The following is a 24,592-nucleotide window of genomic DNA, read 5'->3' on the forward strand; positions in this document are numbered from 1 at the left end:
GCACGTACCCGGAGCACCGGTGGGGGTGGCCGTGGGTCCGGCCGTCCCCCGGCCGGCGGCCGGGCGCGCACGACGGCGTCCCGTACCGGCACGCCGACCTCGCCCCGTCCCGCAGGCAGCCGTCCCGGGGCCAAGGGCAGAGGCCCGGCCGGCAAGGGCAAGGGGGCGCGGAGCAAGAAGCAGAGGCGCAACCGCCGGCTGAAGATCGCCGGCGGTCTCCTCGCCGGGATGCTGGTGCTGCTGGGCGTCTTCGTCGGCGTCGTCTACGCCAGCACCGAGGTGCCGAGTCCCGACTCGATCACCAACGCGCAGACGACCGTCGTCTACTACTCCGACGGCACCACCGAGATGGCGCGCCTGGGCGACGAGAACCGCACCAACGTGCCGCTGGACCAGGTGGCGGAGGGGGCGCGCAACGCGGTGCTGGCGGCGGAGAACCGCAGCTTCTACACCGACCCGGGGATCTCCTTCACGGGCATCGTCCGGGCCACCTGGAACAACCTGACCGGTGGCTCGACCCAGGGTGGCTCGACCATCACGCAGCAGTACGTGAAGAACGCCATCCTGCGCAACGACGACCAGACGTTCAGCCGCAAGTTCCAGGAGCTGTTCCTGGCCATCAAGCTGGACAACAACTACACGAAGAACCAGATCCTCGAGAACTACCTCAACACCATCTACTACGGCCGCGGCGCCTACGGCATCGAGGCGGCGGCCAACACCTTCTTCGGAGTGCCGGCCGCACAGCTGACCCCGCAGCAGGGCGCCGTGCTCGCCGTGCTCATCCGGAGCCCGTCCCGCTACGACCCCGAGGTCAGCCCCGAGGAGGCCCAGGACCGCTGGGGCCGCGTCCTCGACGCCATGGTCGAGGAGGGCTGGATGACCGCCGAGGAACGCGCGGCGTCGGTGTACCCCCCGGCGCTGCCCAAGTCCGGTTCGTCCCTGGGCATCCCGGAGGGCCACCAGGGGATCATCGTCAACCGGGTGATCGACGAGCTCCAGGGCAAGCACGGCTACAGCGAGCAGCAGATCCGCGCCGGCGGCCTGCGCATCGTCACCACGGTGGACAAGGGCTACCAGGACACCGCGAAGGCCACCGTCGAGGACGTGATGACCGGCGAGGACCCGGCCCTGAAGCAGGCCCTGGTCGCCATCGACCCGCGCACCGGGGCCATCCGCGCCTACTACGGCGGCGCGACGGACTTCGACTACGCGCGCGCCCAGCGGCAGCCCGGGTCGTCGGTCAAGCCCTACGTGCTGGCCACGGCGCTGGAGCAGGGCATCAGCGTGACGGCCCGCCGGGACGGCAGCTCCCCGCAGACGTTCCCCGACCGGGACGCGCCCGTCCGCAACTCCGGTGGCGTCTCCTGCCCGGCGTGCACCCTGAAGGAGGCGATCACCCGGTCTCTGAACACGACGTTCTACGGGCTGTCCTATGAGCTCGGGCCCGAGAACGTGCGCCAGACCATCCTGGAGGCGGCGGACCTGCCCGAGGTCTGGGACACCGGCCAGTTCGAGGGCAACAAGACGCTGGCGAACGCCGAGGGCGGCACGGCGTCCTCCATCGGCATCGGTGAGTACGAGATGCGCACCATCGACCAGGCGCACGGGTTCGCCACGTTCGCAGCCGGCGGGGTGGAGCGTGACCCCTACTTCGTCGCGAAGGTGAGCAACAGCGAGGGGACCACGCTGCTGGAGTACGGCGGAGAGGCCGGGGAGCAGGTCCTCGACCCCGACGTCGCCAACGACGTGACCTACGCCCTCAAGGACGTCGCTGCCTTCTCGAAGCGGGCGCTCGACGGAGGGCGCGAGGTTGCCAGCAAGACCGGTACCCAGGGGTTGAACGCCGAGGACAACTCCGACGCCTGGATGGTCGGCTACACCCCCTCCATCTCGACCGCCGTCTGGATGGGCAACGACGACCCCAACCAGCCGATCGTCAACGCCCGCGGCCAGATCATCTACGGCTCTGGCCTACCGGGTGCCATCTGGCAGGACTTCATGAACGCCGTGCTCGCGGGCACGCCGAAGGAGGACCTGCCCGACGAGCCCGTGATCGAGGGCGACACCGGTGAGGGCGTCCCCGAGCCCACCCCGACGCCGACGGCGGCGCCGACGTCCGAGGCCCCGGCTCCGGTCCCCACGCCGACGCCCGTCACCCCGACCACGGTCCCGCCGGTGACCCCGGTGTTCCCGCCGGACGGCCAGGGCAATCCGAACCAGGACCAGGGCCGGGAGAACGGCAACAACCCCGCCGGGGGAATGCCGGGCATGCCCGGTGAGACCGAGGACCCCCCCTGGCCCGGGGAGCCGCAGGACGGCTGACCTCGGCCCTCCCGCCCGATCCCGCACACTGGGCGGGTGAGCACCTCCACGGACCCCTCCGGAAGCCTTCCGGGGGGGTCCGCGCTCGTTCCACGTGGAACGGCGCCGCCCACCCCGGGACCGGCGGACCGGCCGGACCGGGTGGTGCCGTCCTGGACGGACCCGGTCGCGGCGCAGGCCAGCGAGGCGGTCGGCGGGCCGTGGGGCCGGCACGCCGTGACCGGCCGGGCGTGGTTCTGGACGCCGCTGCGGGTGTGCCTGCTGTTCGCGACGTGCGTCCTCACGCTCGCCTGGGCCAAGCAGGCGCCCTGCTCGGCCGGCGACTGGAGCGGCTCCCGCCAGTACACGCACCTGTGCTACTCCGACGCGGTGCCGCTCTTCGGCAGCTACGGCCTGGGCGAGGGTGCGCTTCCCTACCTGGACGCGACGGTCGAGTACCCGGTGCTCACCGGCGCGTTCATGGCGGTGGCCGCCGCCGGGGCGCGGCTCTACGACGGTGTCGCCGAGCGCATCGGCCTGCTGCCCGACGTCCCGCCGGTGCAGAGCTACACCGTGCTGACCTGTCTCCTGCTGTCGGTGTGCGCGCTGCTGGTGGTCCGGGCCGTGCTGGGCCTTGCGGGCCGCCGGCCCTGGGACGCCGCCATGATCGGGCTCTCACCGGTCCTCCTGGTGCACGCCTTCACGAACTGGGACCTGCTCGCGGTCGCCCTCACCGCCTTCGGGATGCTCGCCTGGGCCCGCTCCCGGCCGGTGCTGGCCGGTCTGCTGCTGGGGCTGGGCATCGCCGCGAAGTTCTTCCCGCTCCTGCTGCTCGGCGTCCTCTTCGTCCTCTGCCTGCGCGCCGGGCGGCTGTGGACGTGGGCGAGGACGGTGGCCGCCGCCGTGATCGCCTGGACCCTGGTGAACGTGCCGGTGGCGGCGCTGGCCTTCGACAACTGGGCCTGGTTCTTCGTGTTCAGCCGCCAGCGTCCGGCCAACCCGGAGTCGATCTGGAACATCGCGCTGCACGTGGCCGACCACCGGATCCTCGACGGGCCGCTGGCTCCCGGAGAGGTGCCCACGGTGCTCAACGCCGTCGTCACCGTCAGCCTGCTGGGGCTGGCCGCCGGCGTCGCCTGGCTCGGCCTGGCCGCCCCGGTGCGGCCCCGGGTGGCGCAGCTGGCCTTCCTGCTGGTGGCGGGATTCCTGCTGCTCAACAAGGTGTGGAGCCCGCAGTTCTCGCTGTGGCTGCTCCCCCTGGCGGTGCTCGCCCGCCCTCGCTGGCGGTCACTGCTCCTGTGGCAGGCCACCGAGGCGCTGGTGTGGGTGGTGACGATGCTGCACTACCTCGGTACGGACAACCGCGGCATCGAGGTCGAGTGGTTCTTCCTCGGGGTCCTGCTCCGCGACGTCGCCGTGCTGGTCCTGATGGCCCTGGTGGCCCGCGACGTGCTGCGGCCCGACGGGGACGTCGTCCGGACCAGCTGGCCAGGGGTCGACGATCCGGCCGGCGGAGTGCTCGACCACGCCCCCGACCGCGTCGTCCTGCGTTCCTCGGGATCGCACCGCCATGACACTGCGACCGTCCCGGTCGCACCCCCATCAGGAGCCGTCCCCCCGGCACGTTGAGCCGTCGAGTCGCGCCTGCGCGAACCCCTCCGGGTTCACTCGGCACGACGGTGCCCCCCGCTCGGGATCCTGCCTCCGGGTGCCGCGCGTGACGACGGACCCGTCCCGCCCTCAGCGCTCCAGGGCCTGGCGGAGGGTGGCGATCTCCTCGGCGTGGCTGGCGGCGTCGCCGGGGGTCTCGAGCACGACCGGACAGTCCGCGGCGCGGGCCACCTCGATCAGCAGCTCCGCCGGGATCTCGCCCTCGGTCAGCGGTGCGTGCCGGTCGCGGCTGGAACCGTGCGCATCCCGGCTGTTGTTCAGGTGCACCAGGTCGACCCGTCCGGTGATCGCACGGACGTCGTCCACCGCGGTGGCCAGGTCCCAGCCGGCCGCCCAGGCGTGGCAGGTGTCGAGCACGAACCCGGCGCCGAACTCACCGACCGCCTCCCACAGACGGGCGATCGTGTCCAGGTCGCGGGCCATGGCGTTGCCGCCACCCGCGGTGTTCTCGATCAGCAGCGGGACGGCGAACCCGCCCTCCTCGGCCTGCCGGGCGAAGGTCTTGCGCCAGTTGTCGAACCCCACCGCGGGATCGTCCTTGGCCAGCACGTGACCGCCGTGCACCACCATGGCCCGTGCGCCGATGGCCCCGGCCGCCTTGGCGTGGGCGCCGAGCAGCTTGCGGCTCGGGATGCGGATCCGGTTGTTCGTCGTCGCCACGTTGAGCACGTAGGGCGCGTGGACCACGACCATCACGTCCCCCGCCAGGAGGTCCTCGGCGTCCGGCCGCGGCTCGGGTGCGGTCCAGCCCTGCGGATCGGCCAGGAACACCTGGACGCCGTCGGCGTCCATCTCCGCCGCCCGCGCGAGCGGGCCGCCGTCGTCGAGCTGGTTGTCCGCGGTCAGGCCGGGGCCGACGTGTACGCCGATCGGGTGTCGCGGGGAAGGGGTCACCACACCAGCCGACCCTAGTTCGTCCGCAATCCCGGGTTTAGGCGTAACTGCGGTCACACATCATCGTTCTTGCAGCGTGACGGGGCTGCTCCCCAGTAGGGGAGTCCAGCCTCTCAGCGCCTACGTGGAGGTAGAGCAGACGATGGCAACCGGTCGGATCCGTCGAACCGCGCGGCGGGGCATCACCGCCGCCGTCCTCGGCTGGCTGGGCGTGGCCGCCTTCTCGGTCCTGATGGCCCCCAGCGCCGGAGCGGCCCCGTCGAAGGCCGTGACGATCGAGATCAGGAACGTGACGCCGCCCGCGGCGAGCGTGGAGTCCGGCGGCACCGTGACCTTCGTGAACAAGATCCCGCCGCAGGACAAGGGCGGCATCTCGATCCCGCTCGTCGGCAGTTTCTCGGCCACGGTGTTCACCGACGTGTCGGTCACCTTCTTCGGCCAGAAGCGGGATCTCCCGCTGGACCAGAGCGCCTCGTGGGTCTTCACCGCCCCCGCCACCACGGGCACGGTCGCCTACACGTACCGGATCGTGCCGCAGCCCGGCCTGGCCGTCGACGTCGCCAACCAGGTCGTGAACACGGTGGCGGGATCGCTCCCGCCGCTGCCCGCGCCCGCGCCCTACGTCGTCCAGACCGTGGTGCCGACGGCGCCGGCCCTGCCGAGCGTGAACCTGCCGCAGCTGCCGACGGTGCAGGTGCCGCCGCTCGGCGGGGAGGTGCCGCCCCCGAGCCCGCCGGTGAACCCTCTCCCGACGCCCCCCACCGGGGACCCCGGCGACGGCGACCAGCAGGAGTTCCAGACCCTGGGCAACGGTTACGCCTACGACACCGGCCTCGGGGCGCCCCGGATGTCGGCGTCCGACGTCGTCGCGGCGGCGGCGTTCGACCCGTCACGGTTCTTCGTCCCCGGCCGGAGCACCGGTGGGCCCGACCGCGGTGGCTCCGGTGGTCTGGCGGGCACCTACGACGGTGCCTCGGTCCCGGTGTTCGGCCAGCTCGCCGGCCTGGACGGTGCCACGCTCGACGAGGACGCCGTCACGGAGGCCGCCTCGGAATCTGCGCCGGCGCAGAGCCTGCCCGCCGCCGCACTGGCCGCCGTGGTCGCCCTGGTCACGGTGACCGCGGCGTTGGTCCGCACCCAGCAGGCCGCGCGCGCGTCCCGCTGATCCCGGTTGCGTCCCCGGTCCTCCACGCGGGGCGGCGAGGACGGGGCCGTCCGGCTGTGGACCGTGCGGGGCGGTCGTCCCGACGTCGCTGGTAGCCTGGTGCCGCGCGTTCTGCCCGTCCCGTGCGACGGCCGGGGCGCGCGACGCGTGTACGACCCTCCTGCTGCAGATCGACTGCGGCCGCCAAGACCAGAGGAGGTGGGGTTCTCCGTGCGTCACTACGAACTGATGGTCATCCTCGACCCCGATCTCGAGGAGCGCACGATCGCGCCCTCGCTCGACCGGTTCCTGACCGTCGTCACCAAGGCCGGTGGCACCGTCAAGACCGAGATCTGGGGCCGTCGTCGGCTGGCCTACGAGATCAAGAAGCAGGTCGAGGGCATCTACGCCGTCATCGACATCCAGGCCGAGCCGGCCGCCGTCGCCGAGCTGGACCGCCAGCTCAACCTGAACGAGTCGGTGCTCCGCACGAAGCTGATGCGGCCCGAGGTCCACTGATCATGGCCGGCGAGACCGTCATCACCGTCATCGGCAACCTCACCGCCGATCCGGAGCTGCGCTTCACGCCGTCGGGCGCTGCCGTCGCGAACTTCACCGTCGCGTCGACCCCCCGCACCTTCGACCGGCAGTCGCAGGAGTGGAAGGACGGCGAGGCGCTGTTCCTCCGCTGCAACGTCTGGCGGCAGGCGGCCGAGAACGTGGCCGAGTCCTTGACCCGCGGTTCGCGGGTCATCGTCAGCGGCCGGCTGAAGCAGCGCTCCTTCGACACGAAGGAAGGCGAGAAGCGCACCGTCATCGAGCTGGAGGTCGACGAGATCGGCCCGTCGCTGCGCTACGCCACCGCGAAGGTCACCCGTGCCTCGCGCGGCGAGGGTGGCGGCGGCTTCGGTGGCGGAGGCGGCGGTGGCTTCTCCGGCGGTGGCGGCGGTGCGAGCGACCCCTGGTCGACGCCCGCCGGACCGTCCGACGAACCGCCCTTCTGAAAAGGACCCCGTCCTTCTCACCCCTCGCACGCTCGGGGCGAGCCTCCGGGCGGGGCCACACACTTCGTACTGATCTCTGGAGAACCCAGTGCCCAAGCCCCCCATCCGCAAGGTCAAGAAGAAGGTCTGCCAGTTCTGCAAGGACAAGGCGACCTACATCGACTACAAGGACACGACCCTGCTGCGGAAGTTCATCTCCGACCGCGGCAAGATCCGTGCTCGCCGCGTCAGCGGCAACTGCAGCCAGCACCAGCGTGACGTCGCCGTGGCCGTGAAGAACAGCCGCGAGATGGCACTGCTGCCCTACACCTCGACGGCGCGCTGATCATGAGCACGATGAAGCTGATCCTGACCCAGGAGGTCACCGGCCTCGGCTCCTCCGGCGACACGGTGGAGGTCAAGGGCGGCTACGGCCGCAACTACCTGCTGCCCCGCGGGCTGGCCATCCAGGCCACCCGTGGCGCCGAGAAGCAGGTGGAGTCGCTCCGGCGGGCGCGTGCCGCCCGCGACGTGCGCTCGCACGAGGAGGCACAGGCCCTGGCCGGGCAGCTGTCCGGTCTGACCGTCCGGGTTCCGGCGCGCGCCGGTGAGGGTGGCCGCCTGTTCGGTCGCGTCACCACCGCCGACGTCGCCGCCGCGGTGACCGCGGCTGGTGGCCCGGAGCTCGACCGCCGCCGCATCGAGCTGCCCAGCAGCATCAAGACCACGGGCGAGCACACCGTGACCGTGCGGGTGCACCCGGAGGTCGTCAGCCGGCTGACGATCGAGGTCGTGCCCAGCTGAAGAAGGACCCCCTGCCCCCACCGCTCGCAGGCTCGCGGCGGGACCCTGCAGGGGGCCGAGCCCGCGAGGGGCGTCGGACTCCGGTCCGGCGCCCCTCCGGCGTCTCACCGGACCGTCAGGCGACCGCCGTCGCCTCGAGTTCGACCATCAACTCCGGGAAGGCGAGCCGGCTGATGCCCAGGAGCGTGCTCGCCGGCATGACGCCTGCCCGGTCGAACCGCTCCACCATGGAGCCGGAGGCGGCGAAGAACCCGTCGACGTCGGTCGTGTAGATGTTCATCTGCACCACGTTGCTCAGCGTCATGCCGGCACCCGCGAGGACGGCCTCGACGTTGTCGAGCGACATCGCCACCTGGGCGGCCATGTCGCCGGGGTGTTGCGGCGTGCCCTCGGCCGACATCGCCGTCTGACCTGAGCACACCAGGACCCGGGTGGCCCCCTCGACCAACTCGGCCTGGTTGAAACCCATGGCGACCGACCACTGCCACGGGTTGATCCGGATTCGGCTCAGTGTCATGGCTGCTCCTCTCTCGACCGCCGCGCCCGCGCGCGGAGGGGGCCACCGATGCTGGCCCCCTCCGGGGGGTCGTGGGGCGCTTCCGCGCGTCCCCGGCGGGAAGGGTCCTGCTGGTCGACCGGGTGCCCGGGCTGCCCGGCGTGCGCCTGGGACAGGTGGTGCGCGGCGCGGAAAATAGTTGGTGACTTTCTCCCGTCCACAGGGGGTGGGCACTCTCCGCGCAGGTGGCGAGCGGGAATCGAGGCGGTGGGGCGTGTGCGTCCCCCGCCGTCTCCACATGTCGACAGGCGTGAATCCACCGACTTGTCCACAAGTTGTGCAGATCGACGTGCACATCGGTGTTGGACTCGGCCCCCGTCGTCTTCCTAACGTCCTCCTCAGCTGCCGCCGGGCATGAATCTGTCGGTGCCCGGCGGTAGCAATGACTCGAACGCACGTTCGGTCCGGCGGCGCCCGCCGAACTCCGGCTTCCCCACGGAGTGGTGGTGCGGGCGCGCCTGCGCGAGATGGAGGAACACCGTGGCGGTGGCCGACGAAGTCAGCCGGCCTTCAGCGACGGCGCCGGCGTACGACCGGCAGCCGCCGCAGGACATCCCCGCCGAGCAGTCCGTGCTCGGCGGCATGCTGCTCAGCAAGGACGCGATCGCCGACGTCGTCGAGTCGCTCACCGGGGCCGACTTCTACCGGCCCGCGCACCAGATCATCTTCGACTGCATCCTCGACCTCTACGGCCGCGGCGAGCCCGCGGATGCCATCACCGTGGCCGCCGAGCTCAACCGCACCGATCAGCTGTCGAAGATGGGCGGCGCGGTCTACCTGCACACCCTCATCGCCTCCACGCCGACGGCGGCCAACGCGGGCTATTACGCGGCCATCGTGGCCGAGCAGGCCGTGCTCCGGCGCCTGGTCGAGGCCGGCACCCGCGTGGTGCAGCTCGGCTACGGCGCGGCCGGGGGCAAGGGGGACGTCGACGACATCGTCGACCGTGCCCAGCAGGAGATCTACGACGTCACCGAGAAGCGGATGAGCGAGGACTACTCGCGTCTCGAGGACATCCTCCAGCCGACGATGGACGAGTTGGACGCGATCGCCTCCCGTGGCGGTGTCAGCCGGGGCGTCCCCACCGGCATCCGCGACCTCGACGAGCTCACCAACGGGCTGCAGGCCGGCCAGATGGTCGTCATCGCGGCGAGACCTGGCGTGGGCAAGTCGACGCTCGGATTGGACATCGCGCGATCTGCGTCGGTGAAGCACCACCTGCCGGCCGCGATCTTCTCGCTGGAGATGAGCAAGCACGAGATCACCATGCGTCTGCTGTCGGCGGAGGCGAAGGTGCCGCTGCACCACATGCGCGCCGGCACGCTGAGCGACGAGGACTGGTCGAAGCTGGCCCGCCGCATGGGCGAGATCGCCGACGCGCCGCTCTACATCGACGACTCACCGAACATGACGATGATGGAGATCCGGGCCAAGGCGCGGCGGCTCAAGCAGCGCAACGACCTCAAGCTCGTGGTGATCGACTACCTCCAGCTGATGGCGTCGGGCAAGCGGGTCGAGAGCCGTCAGCAGGAGGTCTCGGAGTTCTCCCGCGCGCTCAAGCTGCTGGCCAAGGAACTAGAAGTGCCGGTAATTGCCATGAGTCAGCTGAATCGGGGTTCAGAACAACGGCAGGACAAAAAGCCAATGCTTTCCGACCTTCGCGAATCTGGTTCGATCGAACAAGATGCGGATATGGTCATGATGATCCATAGAGAGGATATGTACGAAAAGGAATCCCCGCGGGCCGGCGAGGCCGACATCATGCTGGTCAAGCACCGTAACGGCCCCACCGCGAACGTCACCGTTGCTTTCCAGGGCCACTACAGCCGCTTCGTGGACATGGCCAACTGAGACTCGGCGGGTCGCCATGTCCGGGCATGCCGTGGCCGCCGAGGCGCGGCATGCCCGGTCTCACGGGAAACGCTGCTCGCTGGAGCTCAGGCGTCCCACACCCAGGTCGGCGGGGGCAGCGCGGGGAAGACCTGCTGCTGAAAACCCATGAGCTCCCCGAAGGTCCGCTCCTTGGCGTCGGCGATCCTCCGGAGGGGGGCCTCCGGGTGCACGAACACCTCGGCTATCCCGCGCAACGCCTCGTCGTCCGTGGCCTCGTCGGACAGCAGGGGCCGGGCTATCAACGGGAGCCGCTCGCCGATCGCGGCGTCCGTGCCCCGGAGCTCCTCCTCGAGGAGGACATCGACGCCATCGGTGCGAGGGTCGTAATCGGGCAGGTAGTCACGGGAACCCAAGATCGACCGGGTTAGCCGGAGTTCGTGGATCAGGCCCCGGATCTGTGGATCCGGCTCCTGGGTCTCCAGGATGCTCAGGGCGCCCTCCGCAGCGCGGATCCGCGGCAAGACCACGTCCTCGTGTGCCAGCGCGACTATCTCCTCGGCCCACTGCTGACGCCGGTCGGCGCCCCACAGGCCGGGGTTGAGGTAGGCCAGCGGCAGGAAGAGCCGATGGACCTCCCGGTCGATCTGCCGGAGCCCCGACACGAGGACCCCCGGGTTGCCTACGATGTTGGCGAATCGCTGTTGGTCCTTCGTGCGGGCGCTCTTGACGGCCGAGTCGAGCCAGCCGACGACAGTGGTAATTACGCTCCACGGCTCCGGCATCAGCGCCTCGCAGTGCGGCTGGCGATCCACCCGTAATCGCTGCGGCGACACCTGCTCGCATTCTGCTCAGCGTCTGCCAGGCGCGGTACCGGATCCCATGCAAAGCCGCCGAGGCCGGATGCGCGCGGTGCGCACCCGGCCTCGGGTCGAGATCGCAGCGGGTGGGCCTCAGTTCAGGTGGCGGCCTTCGACAGCTCGCGGCGCACCTTCTTGCCGCCGAAGGTCATGCGGGCGAGCTTGGCCAGCTGTGCGGGGGCGTTCTTCGGCGTGGTCTCGGCGAGCCAGCCGTTGGGCAGCGACAGCCGGATGACCTTGTGCCAGGCGCTCGCGACCTGCTTGTACAGCGGCGCGGTGTGGTAGGTCAGCCCGTAGCGGTCGAAGATGTCCTTCACCTTCGGGGCGATCTCGGCGTACCGGTTGCTCGGCAGGTCGGGGAACAGGTGGTGCTCGACCTGGTGGCTCAGGTTGCCGGTCATGATGTGCATCGCCTTCGACCCCGAGATGTTCGCCGAGCCCAGCATCTGCCGCAGGTACCACTCGCCTCGGGTCTCGCCGTCGATCGACTTCTTCTCGAAGGTCTCGACGCCCTCGGGGAAGTGGCCGCACATGATCACCGAGTGCGACCAGAGGTTGCGCACCACGTTGGCGGTGAAGTTCGCGGCCAGCGTCGGCAGGAACGAGGGACCCGAGAGGATCGGGTGGGCCAGGTAGTCCTTGGCCGCCTGGTTGCGGATCTTCTTCAGCACCTGCTTGGCGGCGGCCCGGAACTTCGGGTCGTTGCGGCGCTTCTTGGTGGCCAGGTTCTTGCCCAGCTCCAGGTCGTAGGCGGCGATCCCGTACTCGAAGAAGCAGGCGTTGATGAAGTTCCACAGCGGCTGCGCCAGGTACAGCGGGTGCCACTTCTGGTCCTCGTCGACGCGCATGATGCCGTAGCCGAGGTCGTTGTCCTTGCCGATCACGTTCGTGTACGTGTGGTGCAGCTCGTTGTGCGAGTGCTTCCACTGCTCGGCCGGGCTGGCCATGTCCCACTCCCACGTCGTGGAGTGGATCTTCGGGTCGCGCATCCAGTCCCACTGCCCGTGCAGGATGTTGTGCCCGATCTCCATGTTCTCGAGGATCTTGGCGACCGACAGGCCGACGGTCCCGACGAACCAGGCCGGCGGGAACATCGAGGCGAGGAGGACGGCGCGGCTGCCCAGCTCGAGCTTGCGCTGGACGTCGATGACCGTGCGGATGTACGTCGCGTCGGCCTCGCCGAGGCTGTCCCGCACCTCCTGGCGGATGGTGTCGAGCTCCTTGCCGATGATCTCGATGTCCTCGGCGGACAGGTGCGCGATCGGGTTCTCGGGCTTCTTCTGCAGAACGGTCACGGGTCCGGCTCCTCTTCTGGGGTCGGTCGGGTCAGTGGTCGATGTCGCAGGCGCCGGCGGCGGCGCTCACGCAGGTCTGGATGAGGACGCCGTCCCCGGGGGCGGCAGTGGTCAGCTCGCCGTTCCGCAGGTCCCGCACGGCTCCTTCGCGCAGGGGGAGCACGCAGCCGTAGCAGATGCCCATGCGGCAGCCGCTCGGCATGAGGACGCCGGCCTCCTCGGCCGCGTCGAGGATCGGCGTGGCGCCGTCGGCCTCGAGTGTGGTGCCCGACTTCGTGAACGAGACGGTGCCGCCCTCGCCGGTGACCAGGACGGTCGGCCGGAAGCGCTCCGTGTACAGCCGGTCGGCGATCCCCGCGGCCGCCCAGTGCGCCTCCAGCGCCTCGAGCATCCCCACCGGGCCGCAGGCCCAGGTGGCGCGCTCGGCCCAGTCGGGGACCAGCTGCGCGATGGCGGCGGCGTCGAGCATCCCGGCGGTGTCGGTGTGCTGCTCGACCAGTCGGATGCGTCCCTCGGCGGCCAGCCGGCGCAGCTCGGGCCCGAAGACGACGTCCTCGCCGGTGGGCGCGGAGTGCACCAGCACGACGTCGGCGAGCTCCGCGGCGTGGTTGCGCAGGATGCCCATCACCGGCGTGATCCCCGACCCGGCGGTGACGAACAGCGCCTTGGCCGGGACCTGCGCGGGCAGGCAGAACTCGCCGGTGGCCTGGTCCAGCTGGACGATCGTGCCCGGCTTCGCACGGTGCACCAGGTGGTTGCTGACCTTCCCGCCGGGGATGGCCTTCACCGTGATGCTGATGCAGCCGTCGGTGCGGGTCAGGTCGGACGTGATCGAGTAGGCCCGCCACTGCCGGACGCCGTCGACGTCGATGCCGATCCGGACGTACTGGCCGGGGGTGTGAGGCCGCCAGCTGCGGCCGGGGCGGATGACGACCGTGGCGGCGTCCCGCGTCTCGTGCTCGATCGCCTCGATGCGGCCGCGCAGGTCGGCCCCCGAGCGGAGCGGGTCGACCAGGTCGAGGTAGTCCTGGGGCAGCAGCGGCGTCGTGACGAACTCGGCGAGCTTCAGGACCCGGTCGCGCAGCCGAACGCGCGGCCGGGCCTGCGTGGGGCGCGGGACAGTGGCCGTCATACCTAGAGGGTGTCCAGCGCAGGGCTCAGTTACCTGTGTGATCCACGTGAATCGAACGGTACGTTTCGTTCCCGGCGAACAAAGGAGTGGCATGACCGACGACGAGCTGAGCATCCCGGCCGACGTGGCGGACGCCATGCGGGCCGAACTGCCGTCGGTCGCCGAGCAGACCGTCGCTGCGATCGTCGTCGAGGTGCCCAGCTACGCCGACGCCTTCGGAGGCGACATGGGCGCCACCATCGAGAACGCCGTGCAGCTCGCCCTCGGCGGCTTCCTGGAGCTGGCGTCCGCCGGTGGCGCCGGCGACGCGAGCACACCCATCAAACCGGCGCTCGACGGCGCGTATGCGCTCGGCCGGGGCGAGGCCCGCAGCGGGCGGTCGATGGATGCGCTGCTGGGCGCCTACCGGGTCGGGGCTCGGGTGTCGTGGCGGCACATGGCGGCCAGCGCCGTCGCCGCCGGGCTGGGCGTCGAGCAGCTGGCCCGTTTCGCGGAGCTGGTGTTCGCCTACATCGACCAGCTCTCGGCGGCTAGCGTGGCCGGGCACAGCGACGAGCTGGCCACCAGCGGGCGCGTGCGCGAGCGCTACCTGGAGCGGCTGGCGAACCAGTTGCTGGCCGGCGCTCCGAGGGAGGACATGCTGGCGGCCGCCGAACGCGCCGACTGGAGCACGCCGCGCACCCTGACCGCGGTGATCCTGCCCGAGGCCCGGGTGCGGGGAGCGCTGGCCTCGCTGGACGCCCGCACGCTGCGGTCCACCGAGGAGGTTCCCGGGCTCGCCTCCTCCGGGGATCTGGTGGTCCTGCTGGTCCCCGACGCCGAGGGCCGGTCGCGACCGGCGCTGGTGCGCTCGCTGCGCGAGCGGGAGGCCGTGGTGGGGCCCGCGCGCCCCTGGGCGGAGGTGCACAGCTCCTACGCCCGCGCCCTGCGGGCACTGCACCTGGGGCTGACCGTGGACGGCCCGGAGCCGCTCGACACCGAGGGCCGGCTGGCGGACCTGGTGCTGCGGGCCGACGAGACCGCGCTCGGCGACCTCCGCGCCCAGGTGCTGGCCCCGCTGGCCGGCCTGGGGCCGGGCGCGCGGGAGAAGCTGACCGAGACCCTGCGGTCGTGGCTGCTGCACCACGGGCGGCGGGAGGCCATCGCGGCCGAGCTGTTCGTCCACCCCCAGACCGTGCGCTACCGGATGGGCCAGCTGCGCGAGCTCTACGGGAACCGGCTGGAGGACCCGCGCACGGTGCTGGAGCTGACCCTCGCCCTGGGCGTTCCGCCGGTCACGGCCTGATCGGCCCGGCATCCGTCGCGCAGGCGGGGGCTCGGGAGGCGGACGGGGTTCCCGGACCGCTCTGGCGCGGATCGGCTGCGACGGGGCAGGGTTGTCGGGGTGGGTGTCGACCTGGCGGCTGCTGCGGAGTTCCTGGCCGGTGCGGCGCGCGTGCTGGACCGGAGGCGCTTCGACCTGCTGTTCGGGGACGGCGGCGCGGCACCCGTGCTGGCCGCCGTCGACGGCTACCGGAACCCGGACGGCGGCTACGGATGGGGCCTGGAGCCGGACCTGCGCTCGCGGACCAGCCAGCCGGGCGGGGCGCTGCACGCCCTGGAGGTGTTCGCCGACGTCGCCCCGGTCGTCACCGGGCGGGCCCGCGAGCTCTGCGACTGGCTGGAGGGCGTGACCCTGCCCGACGGCGGGCTCCCCTTCGCGCTGCACGTGCCCGACCCGGCCGCCTGTGCGCCGTTCTGGGCGTCCGCCGACGCGGGGACGTCGTCCCTGCAGATCACCGCGGTGGTGGCGGCCGCCGCCCACCGGGTCGCGGCCACCGATCCAGCGGTGGCCGGCCACCCCTGGCTGGCCCGGGCCACCGACCACTGCCTGCGTGCGGTCCGCGACCTCGGCCCCGAACCGCACGCCATGGTGCTCGCCTTCGCGGCGCAGTTCCTCGACGCTGCGGCCGCGGGAACGCCGTCGGCCACCGGGCTCGTCGAGCACCTGCGGCCGCACGTCCCGCCCGACGGCCTGCTGCACGTCGCCGGCGGCGCGGAGGACGAGTACATGCGCCCGCTGGACTTCGCCCCCGTCCCGGGCGGGCCCGCCCGCTCTCTCCTCGGCCCGGGCGTCGTCGAGGCGGAGCTCGAGCGCCTCGCGGCCGCGCAGCAGCCCGACGGTGGCTGGCCGGTCGACTTCGCCAGCTACTCCCCCGCGGCAACCTTGGAATGGCGCGGCCACCGCACGGTCGAGGCGCTCCTGTTGCTGCGCGCCAACGACGTCCTCTGAGGCCTGCTCGGCGGAACCTGTGCCGGTTCCCAGCCGAGAAGCAGTGCCGGTACAGCGTCAGCGCAGGGTGCCCCCCGACCCTCGGTCCTGAGCGGCTCGGCAGGAGCCGACGGAGAGAGGAGCACGCGCATGGATGACATCAGGGGCGACCAGGCCGAGGTCCGGGAGCGGATGGGTTCCCGCGCCTGGGTTCGCACGGTGGGCCTCATCGGCAGCGGGCTGGTCGCCGGCGGCATCATGGCCGGCACGCTCACCGCGACCGCCGCCGAGGACAGCACCCCGACCCCCTCGGTGACGCAGTCGGAGGACGCCGCGGCCACCGAGGAAGGCACCATCATCGAGCGGGCGGCGACGCCGGAGGACTGTCCCGAGGCCGCCGACGGTGACGCCGGCACCGACGGCGGCACGGTGCCCGACGACAGCGCCGGATCCGAGGGCAGCACGGACGGCGACGCCACCGCCTGATCCCGCGCGGATGTCGCGCGGCCCGTCGCCGGACCGGCGGGCCGCGCGGCGTCCCCAGGGGCCCGTCAGGCCGGGCGCAGCAGGGCGACCAGGAAGTCGGACCCGGCGGTGAACGGCCGCAGGTCCCACGTCGACAGCAGCAGGTCCGCTTCCCAGCCGGTCGCCCCGGCGTCGGCGAGGAAGTCGTCGAAGTCGTAGCCGCGCCCGGCGCCGAACCCGATGGCCGCCCGGCCGTCGGCCCGCAGGTGGGCCCGCATCCTGCGCAGCACCTCCTGCCGGGTGGACTCCGCCAGGAAGGTCATCACGTTGCCGGCGCAGACGATGACGTCGAACGGCTCGGGGATGCCGGCGGCCGCCAGGTCCAGCTGGGCGAGGTCGCCCACCAGCCACCGGGCGCCGGGATGCTGCTGCCGCGCCTCGGCGACGAGCACCGGGTCGCCGTCGACCCCGACCACCGCGTGCCCGACCGCGGCGAGGTATCCCCCCACGCGCCCGGTGCCGGACCCGGCGTCGAGGACCCGTGCGCCGCGCGGCAGCATCGCGTCGACCAGCCGGGCCTCCCCGACCAGGTCGTGCCCGGCGTCGGCGAGGTCGCGGAAGCGCTGGATGTAGGCCACCGAGTGCTCGGGATTCTCCTGCGTCAACCGCGTCCACATGCTGGGTTCGGGCATGGGGCCGTTCTACACGGCGCCGTCCCTTCCGGCGCCGGGCAGGACACCCGGACGGGGCATCCCCCGCCGCGGCCGTGGCGCCGCCGGGTCACTCCGGCGTCCGCCAGTCGGGCGGGTCCGCCGGCTGCAGCAGCGGATCGTCGGCCGCCAGCGTGCGCACCGGTCCTGGTCCGGTCAGCGGACCCTCGAAGCGGACGGTGACCCGGCCCAGGCCCCGGCCCCACACCCAGCCGGCACCGAGCTCCGCGTGGCGGACGTCCTGACCCGGCCACCACCGGCGTTCCGCGGGCAGCTGCTCGGCGGAAGCGCCCGCCGGCGCCTCCCCGGCGGGCAACCCGTTCTCGGCGGGCAAGGCGTCCCCCGCGGTCGACGGGTCCTCCGGAGCCGGCCCGTCGTCGTCGATCGGGCCCTCGGCGAAGAGGTCGCCCTGCACGTAGACCGACAGGCCCGAGACCCCCACGCCCAGCAGCCGCAGGCCGCCGCTCGCGCCCGCCTCGGCGAGCAGCCGCCGGGCGGTGGTGGCGATCGTGCGGGGGTCGTCGGTCGGTTGCGGCAGGGTCTGCGACCGCGTGAGCGTGGTGAAGTCGTACCGGCGGAGCTTCAGGGTGACCGTGCGCCCGGAGTGGGCGGATGCCTGCAGCCGCCGGCCCACCCGCGCGGCCATCGAGTCGATCTCGCGCCCCAGCACGTCGAGGTCGGTGAGGTCGCGCTCGAAGGTCTCCTCGTGCGACACCGACTTCACGCCCCGGTCGGGGACGACGGGGCGGTCGTCCTCGGCCCGCGCCAGGGCGTACAGCCCGGCCCCGTGCGCCCTCCCGGCCAGCGCCACCAGGTCGGTCAGCGACTTCGCCGCCAGGTCGCCGACGGTCTTGACGCCGACCTGGTGCAGCCGCTCGGCGGTCGCCGGACCCACGCCGCCCAACCGGGTCACCGACAGCGGATGCAGGACGTCCAGCTCGGTGCCCGGCGGGACGACGACCAGACCGTCGGGCTTCTGAAGATCGGAGCCGATCTTGGCCATGAGCTTGGACGTCCCGATGCCGACCGAGCCGGTCACTCCCCCGGTCGCCTCGGCGATCCGGACCTTCAGCCGCCGCGCGAGCTCGGTTACCCCCGCGACGGACAGGTCGTGCCCCTCGCCGGCCGCCAGGTCGACGTAGGCCTCGTCCAGGGACGCCGGCTCGACCAGCGGCGACAGCTCCCGCAGCAGGCCCATGACCACGTCGGAGGTGCGCCGGTAGGCGGCGAACCGGCCGCCGAGGAACGCCGTCCCCGATGGGCACCGCCGCCGCGCCTCCGCGGTCGACATCGCGGAGCGCGCTCCGTAGGCCCGCGCCTCGTAGGACGCCGTGGCGACGACGCCGCGCCCGCCCACCCCACCGACGACCACCGGCCGGCCGCGCAGGGACGGCTTGTCCCGCTGCTCGACCGCGGCGAAGAAGGCGTCGAGGTCCAGGTGCAGGACGCTCGCCTCCCGCCGCACGCCGCACCCACTTCCGCCCATTCGTCCCACGTGTCCGCACGCCATTGTCGGTCGAGGCGGCGACAGGTCCGGTGACGGCGCCTAGGGTCCCGGCGCATGACCGTGATGGACCTGGCACGAGCCGAGCGCGAGGACCTGCTGGAACTCCTGGAGCGGCTGACTCCCGACCAGTGGCGGGCACCGTCGCTGTGCGAGGGCTGGAGCGTGCACGACGTCGTCGCCCACGTGCTCAGCTACGACGAGCTCGGCCCGCGGCAGCTGGCGGCACGCTTCGCTCGCGGCCTGTTCCTCGTCGACCGGGTCAACGCCGTCGGTCTGCGGGACTACACGGTGCGCACCCCGGCCGAGCTGGTCGACCTGCTGCGGGCACACCTCACCCCGAGCGGGCTGACGGCTGGGCTGGGCGGAGCGATCGGCCTGACCGATGTGATGATCCACCAGCAGGACATCCGCCGTCCCCTCGGCGAGCCCCGGCACATCCCCGCCGAGCGTCTCCTGCCGGCCCTGCGCACCGCGCTGTTCAGTCCGGTGCTGCGCGGCGTCGTGCGCGTCCGCGATGTGCGGCTGGTGGCGACCGACATCGACTGGAGCTTCGGGCGGGGACCCGAGGTCCGCGGGACGGGTGAGGCCCTGCTGCTGGCCGTGGCGGGACGCGGTGTGGTGGCCGATGAGCTCTCCGGGCCCGGACGCGACCGGGTGACGCGACGGCTCGGCTGACCGCAGGCTCCGGAGCGAGGGCTCGTCTCGGTGGCCGCCCGCCGTGGCGAGGGGTCGAGGCCGAGGCGCGGGATCCGCGCCTCCGCGGCACCTCCGATCAGTCCGGCCACACCCCCGCGAAGTGGTGGACCGGGCCGTGCCCCGAGCCGACGCCCAGACTCCCGCCACCCTCCAGCGCGCGCTGGAGGTAGTCGCGGGCCTGCTCGACCAGGGGCAACCAGTCTCCGCCTCCGGACCGGGCGGCGAGCGCGGCGATCGCCGAGGAGAGCGTGCACCCCGTCCCGTGCGTCGCGGTCGTCGCCACCCGGGGACGGCGGGTGGTCCACACGCCCCCGGCGGTCGCCAGCACGTCCACGCTCTCGTCCCCGCCCAGGTGGCCGCCCTTGAGCAGCACGGCTCCGGGGCCGAACTCCAGCAGGGCGCGGGCCTGGTCGGTCAGGTCATCCGCTTCGGTCGACGGCTCCACCTCGAGCAGCGCCGCGGCCTCGGGCACGTTCGGGGTGATCAGGTCGGCGACCGGCAGCAGATCGGTACGGACGGCGGCCACCGCCTCCTCGTCGATCAACCGGTCGCCGCTGGTCGCCACCATCACCGGGTCGCAGACCACGGGCCCGGGGCGACGTTCGGCGAGCACGGCGGCGACCTCCCGCACCACGTCCGCGGTGCCCAGCATGCCCAGCTTGGTGGCGTGGACCTCGACGTCGTCGAGCAGCGTGCGCAACTGCAGTCCCACGAACGCCGCCGGGACGGGATGAACGCCGGTGACGCCGCGGGTGCTCTGCGCGGTGAGCGCGGTGAGCACGGCGGTGCCGTAGGCGCCGAGGGCGCTGAAGGTCTTCAGGTCGGCCTGGATGCCGGCACCCCCGCTGGGATCGCTGCCGGCCACGGAGAGGGCCGTGGGCGTGCGTCCGGCGGTCACCGCGCGAGCTCCGCCAGGCGGCCACGGCGGATCTCCGACCGCAGTTCCCGGGCCGCGGCCGTGGGGTCGGCGGCAGCGCAGACGGCGGAGACGACGCACAGCCCGTCGACACCGGCGGCAGCGACCTCCGCCGCCCGGTCGACGGTGATCCCCCCGATGGCCACGCTGGTCAGCCCGCCGGCCCGGGCCGCGGAGGCCAGGCTCCGGACGGCCGCGGTCCCCAGTCCGGGGCCGGCCTCGGGCTTGGTCGGCGTGGCCCACACCGGGCTGAGGCCGACCACGTCGACGGTGCCTGCGGGCAGCCGCAGCGCCGCGTCCAGATCGGCCGCGCTCTCCACCGACAGGCCCAGCCACGGGTGGGGGCCGATCAGCGCCCGGACCTCGGCGACGGCAAGGTCCCCCTGGCCGACGTGGATGCCGTTCGCGCCGGCCAGCAGGGCGACGTCCACGGCGTCGTTGACGACGACCGCCACGTCGGGGCGGCCGGCGAGTGACGCCTGCACGGCGCCCGTCAGGGCCAGCAACTCCCGCCGGGAGGCGCCCTTGTCACGTACCTGTACGGCGGTCACCCCGCCGGCCACCGCGGCCTTGACGACGTCGGCCACCGGCCGGGGCCGGCAGAGCTCGGTGTCGGTGACCAGGTAGAGCGTCGGGTCGAACGGCCGCCTCATCCGGCGCCCCGGACGTCTTCCGCACGCAGGTCGGCGCCGGCCACGGCGTCCCCGTCCACCCCGTCGAGGGCGTCGAGCCACGCGACGGCGAACGTGCCGGGCCCCGCGGCGGCGGCGGCCGCCCGCTCCGCGGCCAGCGCGACGTGGGCGTGCGCGGCGACGGCACCGGCGAGGGGGTCGTCGGTGACGGCGAGGTAGGCCGCCACCAGGGCGCCGAGCGCGCAGCCGGCCCCGGTCGTCCGGGTGAGCAGCACCGACCCGCCGCCCACGCGCACCGTCCGCCGTCCGTCGGTGATCAGGTCGACCTCGCCGCTCACCGCGACCACGCCACCGGTGCGGCCGGCCAGTTCCGCTGCTGCGGTGACCGCGTCATCGGTGGCAGCGGTGCTGTCGACGCCCCGTCCGCCTCCGCCGGCACCGGCGAGCGCCATCACCTCGGACGCGTTGCCGCGAACCACGGTGGGGCGCAGCGCCACCAGGTCGGCAGCCAGCTCCGTCCGATAGGCCAGGCCGCCGACGGCGACCGGGTCGAGGACCCAGGGAGTGCCGGCCGTCCAGGCCGACCGTGCCGCCAGCCGCATCGCCTCGGCGGTGCGGCGGTGGACGGTGCCCACGTTGACCAGCACGGCGGAGGCCACGACGGCGAAGTCGCCGGCTTCCTCCGGTGCGTCCACCATGGCCGGCGCCGCACCGGCGGCGAGCAGCGCGTTGGCGGTGATCGACTGCACGACCGTGTTGGTCAGGCAGTGCACCAGGGGTGCGTTCGTGCGCACTGCCTCACGGGCAGCGCGGAGATCGACGGCTTCCACGCCGGTGACATCCCTTCGCCAGTGCGAACTGGAGCAGGTTCGACGGGTCTGTTCTCAGTCCCTGGAGGGACACCCCGTGCCACGTACGCAGCGAACCTAACAGGAGTCGGGTGGCCGGGCGGCCCCGGGCGAGGACCACGGCGACCGGCTACCGTGCCGTCCGTACGCGGGAGCCCGTCGAAACGGGCTGAGAGGGCGGCTGCAGCCGCCGACCGTTGGAACCTGTCCGGGTCATGCCGGCGTAGGGAGGCAGTTGTGCGTGCTGTGCGTTTCCACGGAGCGGGACGGCCGGCGGTGGTCGAGGACGTCCCCTCGCCTCGCCCCGGGCCCGGGGACGTGCTGATCGACGTCGCGGCCGCGGGGGTGTGCGGGACCGAGCTGCACTTCCTGGACGGGCTGCTGACCCCGGCACGAGCGCCCATCACGCTGGGCCACGAGGTGGCCGGCGTGATCGCCGAGGTCGGCGACGAGGTGGATGACGTCGCAGTGGGAGACCGCGTCGCCGTCCACTACCTGCACGCCTGCCATCGGTGCCGCTCGTGCCTCGCCGGCGACGACCACCTGTGCGACGCGCCCCTCGGCTTCCTGGCCTTCGCCACCGACGGCGGGTTCGCCGAGCAGGTCGTGGTGCCCGCCTCGGCCGCGGTCCGCGTGCCCGAGACGCTCGACCTGCCGTCCGCGGCCACCCTGTGCTGCAGCGCCACCACGGCACTGCACGCGGTGGACGTGGCGGCCGTCCGTCCCGGATCCACCGCCGTCGTCTACGGAACCGGTGGCGTCGGCCTGGCCCTGGTCCAGGTGCTGCGGGAGGTGGGGGCGCGGCCGGTGGCGGTCGCCCGGAACCCGCACCGCCTCCGCCTCGCCCGGAAGCTGGGCGCCGACGTGACGGTCGACGGGACCGGGGACGTCGCGACCGCCGTCCGGGAGGCCACCGGCCGCGCCGGCGCCGACGTGGTCTTCGACCTGGTCGGCACCCGGGAGACCGGCGCCGCCGCACTGGCCTGCCTGGGCAAGCGGGGAACCCTGGTCTACGTCGGCTACAGCTTCGACACCGTCGAGATCAACCCGCTCGGCCTCGTGGTCCCCGAGCAGCGGATCGTGACGTCGGTCGGCAACCGCCGCTCCGAGCTCGTGGCGGCCCTCGACCTCGCCGCGCGCGGCCGGCTGCAGACGACGGTCACCGAGCACGCCCTGGACGACGGCCCGCGCGTGCTCGAGGAGCTGCGCGCCGGCCGTGTCGTCGGCCGGGCGGTGCTCCGGCCCTGATGACCGGGTCAGTCGTCGGTGAGTGCGGCCGCCGGCAGCCAGTCGGCGTCGAGCAGCTCGGCGATCTCGCGCAGGGACGACGTGTCGGCCCCGGCGGCCGAGCCGCTGACCGCGAGCCGTTCGACCATGACGCGGGCGACCTGCTCCTCGACCGTGTCCTCGGCGAACGCGATCCGCCACGGCGAGGTCCGCCCGTCCCGGTGGGTGCGGCCGGTGACCTGCCGGGCCTGGATGCCGGAGAAGCGGGGCTGGTGGAACAGCCCGACCCGTGGCGTCTCCGAGGCGGGGCGTCCGTCGGGCAGGAGCTCGCCGGCGTGCAGCGAGATCGACGCGGTGACCGTGAAGACGCAGACCCGGGCCTCGCCCCGCTGGAACCGCAACCGCTCGCGCTCCGGATCACCGAGGCCATGGTCGAACCGGTCGCGCCCGTAGATGCCGGCCACCGGGATCCCCGCGTCGAGCAGGGCCTCCCGGATCGGATCGGCGGCCGTCTCGACGAACTCGACCGACACCGCGACCTGCCGCTCGGCCTCCACCTGGGCCTTCACCCAGTCGACCGTGGCCTGGACCCGGATCAGCCCGGCCTTCTGCCGGAACCGCAGCAGCGCCGCCCGCCCGCGGGCGCCCTGGCGTGCCGTGCGCGCCAGCCGCATCTCCGCGCGGAACTCCGACCACTCCGAGTCGTAGGCCGCCCGCTCCGCGGGGGTCAGCGCCACCGGCGTCCCGCTCACCGAGACCGGCCCCCAGGGCGCACCCCGGTGCAGCGTGCCGGGCGGGTCGGCAGCTGTCAGCCACGACTGCAGCCTGGTTAGGTCAGCGCGCCGCTGGTCGGGGTCGTCGGTCCACTGCCACCCGTAGCGGCCACGTTCCACGTGGAACCCGTGCGCGGCGAGCTGCTTCGGCAGGTCGGCCCACTCGCGGACCGGCTCCCCGTGCCGGACGGCGAACTCCGGGGCCAGGTACGGCAGCTCCAGCGGCGTGTGCGCCGGGGTGGCGGTGGCGGCCAGCACGAACGGGGCGTCCTTCCCCCGGCCGGCGCCCGACACCGCCTTCCAGTGCTTCCAGCGCTGCGTCGTGGTGTGCCGCACCATGTGGGCCTCGTCGGCGACGACGACGTCGAACCGGAGTTTCGCGACCTTCCCGAGCCGGTCCCAGGTGGTAACGCACCAGCGCAGGCCGCCGTCACCGAACCCGGCGATCGAGCGGGTCCAGTGCGGGATGGTGATCGCCGCGGGGCGGTCGGCGACCACCAGGACGGTCCGCACGTGGCGCTGCTCGGCGACCGCCTTGACCGCGAGGATCGCCGTCCCCGTCTTGCCCACCCCGGGGTCGTCGCCGAGCAGGAACACCCGGCCCCCGGCCGCCGCGTGCGCCGCGATCACGTCGGCGCCGTCGCACTGCTGGTCGCGGGGCGTCAGCGGCCGGGCGAGCGGCACCGGCCGTGGCTTCTCGTTGACCTCGTCCTCGAGGAAGCGCTCGAGCGTGTACGGCGGCGGGTCGTAGGGCGCCAGCTCCGGCGGGAGCTCGGGCCCCACCCACACGTGGGCCTGCAGGCCGGCGTGCCAGACGGCGCCGGGGGCCGGCGCCCGGAACGGCACCGCCAGGACCCACACCCGCTCGCCCGGACCCGCCGTGGGCACCTCGGGAGCGGCCTTCGCGGGCCGCTTCGACGCCGCCGCGGTGGACCGGCGGCGGGTCGTGGCGCGGGTGGTCTTGTTCGCGGTCGTGCTGCGGCTGGTCGTGCCGGCGCTTCGCGTGCTGCGCCGCCGTCGTCCGGGCATGTCCCTCCCCCTCGTCCCGGGCACCGTAAGCGGCGGCACCGGCGGAACGTCTGATGGAATCGCCG

24 protein-coding genes and 2 riboswitches are annotated in these 24,592 nt (G+C 73.0%); of the genes, 13 read left to right on the plus strand and 11 right to left on the minus strand.

Going from position 1 to position 24,592, the window contains the following annotated elements:
- Together ACFSHS_RS13440 and ACFSHS_RS13445 are read left to right on the plus strand one after the other, a co-directional pair.
- Nucleotides 1-2,325 (plus strand): transglycosylase domain-containing protein (locus ACFSHS_RS13440; protein WP_376876724.1); only part of this gene is annotated, 2,325 nt, incomplete at its 5' end.
- 144 nt (nucleotides 2,326-2,469) lie between these two features.
- Nucleotides 2,470-3,933, plus strand: coding sequence for a glycosyltransferase family 87 protein (locus ACFSHS_RS13445; protein ID WP_376876727.1), 1,464 nt, complete (start codon nucleotides 2,470-2,472; stop codon nucleotides 3,931-3,933).
- A 111-nt stretch (nucleotides 3,934-4,044) separates the two neighbouring features.
- Here the strand turns inward: ACFSHS_RS13445 and ACFSHS_RS13450 are convergent, their stop codons facing one another.
- A complete protein-coding gene (locus tag ACFSHS_RS13450; protein ID WP_376876730.1) occupies nucleotides 4,045-4,872 on the minus strand; it encodes a deoxyribonuclease IV in 828 nt (275 codons plus the stop codon).
- A gap of 139 nt (nucleotides 4,873-5,011) precedes the next feature.
- On the opposite strand from ACFSHS_RS13450, the gene ACFSHS_RS13455 reads away from it, so the two are divergent.
- The 5 genes from ACFSHS_RS13455 (at nucleotide 5,012) to rplI (ending at nucleotide 7,800) form a co-directional block, all read left to right on the plus strand.
- Nucleotides 5,012-6,034 (plus strand): cupredoxin domain-containing protein, encoded by a 1,023-nt coding sequence (locus ACFSHS_RS13455; protein ID WP_376876733.1) that lies wholly within the window; start codon nucleotides 5,012-5,014, stop codon nucleotides 6,032-6,034.
- A gap of 210 nt (nucleotides 6,035-6,244) precedes the next feature.
- A complete protein-coding gene (gene rpsF, locus ACFSHS_RS13460; protein WP_376876736.1) occupies nucleotides 6,245-6,532 on the plus strand; it encodes a 30S ribosomal protein S6 in 288 nt (95 codons plus the stop codon).
- A gap of 2 nt (nucleotides 6,533-6,534) precedes the next feature.
- Nucleotides 6,535-7,017 (plus strand): single-stranded DNA-binding protein, encoded by a 483-nt coding sequence (locus ACFSHS_RS13465; protein WP_376876739.1) that lies wholly within the window; start codon nucleotides 6,535-6,537, stop codon nucleotides 7,015-7,017.
- An 88-nt stretch (nucleotides 7,018-7,105) separates the two neighbouring features.
- Nucleotides 7,106-7,342: a 30S ribosomal protein S18 gene (gene rpsR, locus ACFSHS_RS13470; protein WP_014743489.1), complete on the plus strand. Its 237-nt coding sequence runs from the start codon at nucleotides 7,106-7,108 to the stop codon at nucleotides 7,340-7,342.
- An 11-nt stretch (nucleotides 7,343-7,353) separates the two neighbouring features.
- The gene (rplI, locus tag ACFSHS_RS13475; protein ID WP_376876743.1) at nucleotides 7,354-7,800 is read left to right on the plus strand and encodes a 50S ribosomal protein L9; all 447 of its coding nucleotides are present in this window, start codon (nucleotides 7,354-7,356) and stop codon (nucleotides 7,798-7,800) included.
- A gap of 115 nt (nucleotides 7,801-7,915) precedes the next feature.
- Here rplI and ACFSHS_RS13480 read toward each other — a convergent pair whose 3' ends face one another.
- A complete protein-coding gene (locus ACFSHS_RS13480) occupies nucleotides 7,916-8,317 on the minus strand; it encodes a RidA family protein (RefSeq protein WP_376876746.1) in 402 nt (133 codons plus the stop codon).
- Between the two features lie 519 nt (nucleotides 8,318-8,836).
- Here ACFSHS_RS13480 and dnaB point away from each other — a divergent pair.
- A complete protein-coding gene (gene dnaB / locus ACFSHS_RS13485) occupies nucleotides 8,837-10,207 on the plus strand; it encodes a replicative DNA helicase (RefSeq protein WP_376876749.1) in 1,371 nt (456 codons plus the stop codon).
- 86 nt (nucleotides 10,208-10,293) lie between these two features.
- Here the strand turns inward: dnaB and ACFSHS_RS13490 are convergent, their stop codons facing one another.
- The 3 genes from ACFSHS_RS13490 to ACFSHS_RS13500 all read right to left on the minus strand — a co-directional run bounded on the left by ACFSHS_RS13490 (nucleotide 10,294) and on the right by ACFSHS_RS13500 (nucleotide 13,473).
- On the minus strand, nucleotides 10,294-11,001 hold the full coding sequence (locus tag ACFSHS_RS13490) for a hypothetical protein (protein WP_376876752.1): 708 nt from the start codon (nucleotides 10,999-11,001) through the stop codon (nucleotides 10,294-10,296).
- A gap of 143 nt (nucleotides 11,002-11,144) precedes the next feature.
- Entirely contained in the window at nucleotides 11,145-12,341 is a 1,197-nt protein-coding gene (locus ACFSHS_RS13495) for a fatty acid desaturase family protein (RefSeq protein WP_376876755.1), read from the minus strand.
- A gap of 31 nt (nucleotides 12,342-12,372) precedes the next feature.
- On the minus strand, nucleotides 12,373-13,473 hold the full coding sequence (locus ACFSHS_RS13500; RefSeq protein ID WP_376876758.1) for a ferredoxin reductase: 1,101 nt from the start codon (nucleotides 13,471-13,473) through the stop codon (nucleotides 12,373-12,375).
- 91 nt (nucleotides 13,474-13,564) lie between these two features.
- Here ACFSHS_RS13500 and ACFSHS_RS13505 point away from each other — a divergent pair, with 91 nt between their 5' ends.
- The 3 genes from ACFSHS_RS13505 to ACFSHS_RS13515 all read left to right on the plus strand — a co-directional run bounded on the left by ACFSHS_RS13505 (nucleotide 13,565) and on the right by ACFSHS_RS13515 (nucleotide 16,210).
- The gene (locus tag ACFSHS_RS13505) at nucleotides 13,565-14,758 is read left to right on the plus strand and encodes a PucR family transcriptional regulator (protein WP_376876761.1); all 1,194 of its coding nucleotides are present in this window, start codon (nucleotides 13,565-13,567) and stop codon (nucleotides 14,756-14,758) included.
- Nucleotides 14,759-14,857: 99 nt separating this feature from the next.
- On the plus strand, nucleotides 14,858-15,745 hold the full coding sequence (locus ACFSHS_RS13510; protein WP_376876764.1) for a hypothetical protein: 888 nt from the start codon (nucleotides 14,858-14,860) through the stop codon (nucleotides 15,743-15,745).
- 129 nt (nucleotides 15,746-15,874) lie between these two features.
- Nucleotides 15,875-16,210: a hypothetical protein gene (locus ACFSHS_RS13515; RefSeq protein WP_376876767.1), complete on the plus strand. Its 336-nt coding sequence runs from the start codon at nucleotides 15,875-15,877 to the stop codon at nucleotides 16,208-16,210.
- A 65-nt stretch (nucleotides 16,211-16,275) separates the two neighbouring features.
- Here ACFSHS_RS13515 and ACFSHS_RS13520 read toward each other — a convergent pair whose 3' ends face one another.
- Both ACFSHS_RS13520 and ACFSHS_RS13525 read right to left on the minus strand, forming a co-directional pair.
- Entirely contained in the window at nucleotides 16,276-16,881 is a 606-nt protein-coding gene (locus ACFSHS_RS13520; RefSeq protein WP_376876770.1) for a class I SAM-dependent methyltransferase, read from the minus strand.
- A gap of 88 nt (nucleotides 16,882-16,969) precedes the next feature.
- Nucleotides 16,970-18,364, minus strand: a complete 1,395-nt coding sequence (locus ACFSHS_RS13525) for a DNA polymerase IV (protein WP_376876773.1) — start codon at nucleotides 18,362-18,364, stop codon at nucleotides 16,970-16,972.
- A gap of 96 nt (nucleotides 18,365-18,460) precedes the next feature.
- On the opposite strand from ACFSHS_RS13525, the gene ACFSHS_RS13530 reads away from it, so the two are divergent.
- Nucleotides 18,461-19,081 carry a maleylpyruvate isomerase family mycothiol-dependent enzyme gene (locus ACFSHS_RS13530; protein ID WP_376876776.1) on the plus strand — a complete coding sequence of 207 codons (621 nt, stop codon included), beginning with the start codon at nucleotides 18,461-18,463 and terminating at the stop codon, nucleotides 19,079-19,081.
- 97 nt (nucleotides 19,082-19,178) lie between these two features.
- Here the strand turns inward: ACFSHS_RS13530 and thiD are convergent, their stop codons facing one another.
- The 3 genes from thiD to thiM all read right to left on the minus strand — a co-directional run bounded on the left by thiD (nucleotide 19,179) and on the right by thiM (nucleotide 21,480).
- Nucleotides 19,179-20,000, minus strand: a complete 822-nt coding sequence (gene thiD / locus ACFSHS_RS13535) for a bifunctional hydroxymethylpyrimidine kinase/phosphomethylpyrimidine kinase (RefSeq protein ID WP_376876779.1) — start codon at nucleotides 19,998-20,000, stop codon at nucleotides 19,179-19,181.
- Complete coding sequence (gene thiE / locus ACFSHS_RS13540; RefSeq protein ID WP_376876782.1) at nucleotides 19,997-20,671, minus strand: thiamine phosphate synthase; 675 nt, start codon at nucleotides 20,669-20,671, stop codon at nucleotides 19,997-19,999. The genes thiD and thiE overlap by 4 nt, the downstream gene beginning before the upstream one ends.
- The gene (gene thiM / locus ACFSHS_RS13545; RefSeq protein WP_376876785.1) at nucleotides 20,668-21,480 is read right to left on the minus strand and encodes a hydroxyethylthiazole kinase; all 813 of its coding nucleotides are present in this window, start codon (nucleotides 21,478-21,480) and stop codon (nucleotides 20,668-20,670) included. Before thiM ends, thiE begins: the two co-directional genes overlap by 4 nt.
- Nucleotides 21,474-21,567: riboswitch (TPP riboswitch) on the minus strand. Its footprint overlaps the gene before it by 7 nt.
- Nucleotides 21,568-21,636: 69 nt before the next feature.
- Nucleotides 21,637-21,745: riboswitch (TPP riboswitch) on the plus strand.
- Here thiM and ACFSHS_RS13550 point away from each other — a divergent pair.
- On the plus strand, nucleotides 21,736-22,746 hold the full coding sequence (locus ACFSHS_RS13550; protein WP_376876788.1) for an alcohol dehydrogenase catalytic domain-containing protein: 1,011 nt from the start codon (nucleotides 21,736-21,738) through the stop codon (nucleotides 22,744-22,746). (Overlaps the previous riboswitch by 10 nt.)
- A gap of 8 nt (nucleotides 22,747-22,754) precedes the next feature.
- Here the strand turns inward: ACFSHS_RS13550 and ACFSHS_RS13555 are convergent, their stop codons facing one another.
- The gene (locus ACFSHS_RS13555; protein WP_376876791.1) at nucleotides 22,755-24,527 is read right to left on the minus strand and encodes a DEAD/DEAH box helicase; all 1,773 of its coding nucleotides are present in this window, start codon (nucleotides 24,525-24,527) and stop codon (nucleotides 22,755-22,757) included.
- Between the last annotated feature and the right edge of the window lie 65 nt (nucleotides 24,528-24,592).

This window comes from Blastococcus deserti (genome assembly GCF_042682525.1).
In the GTDB taxonomy this organism is placed as follows: domain Bacteria; phylum Actinomycetota; class Actinomycetes; order Mycobacteriales; family Geodermatophilaceae; genus Blastococcus_B; species Blastococcus_B deserti.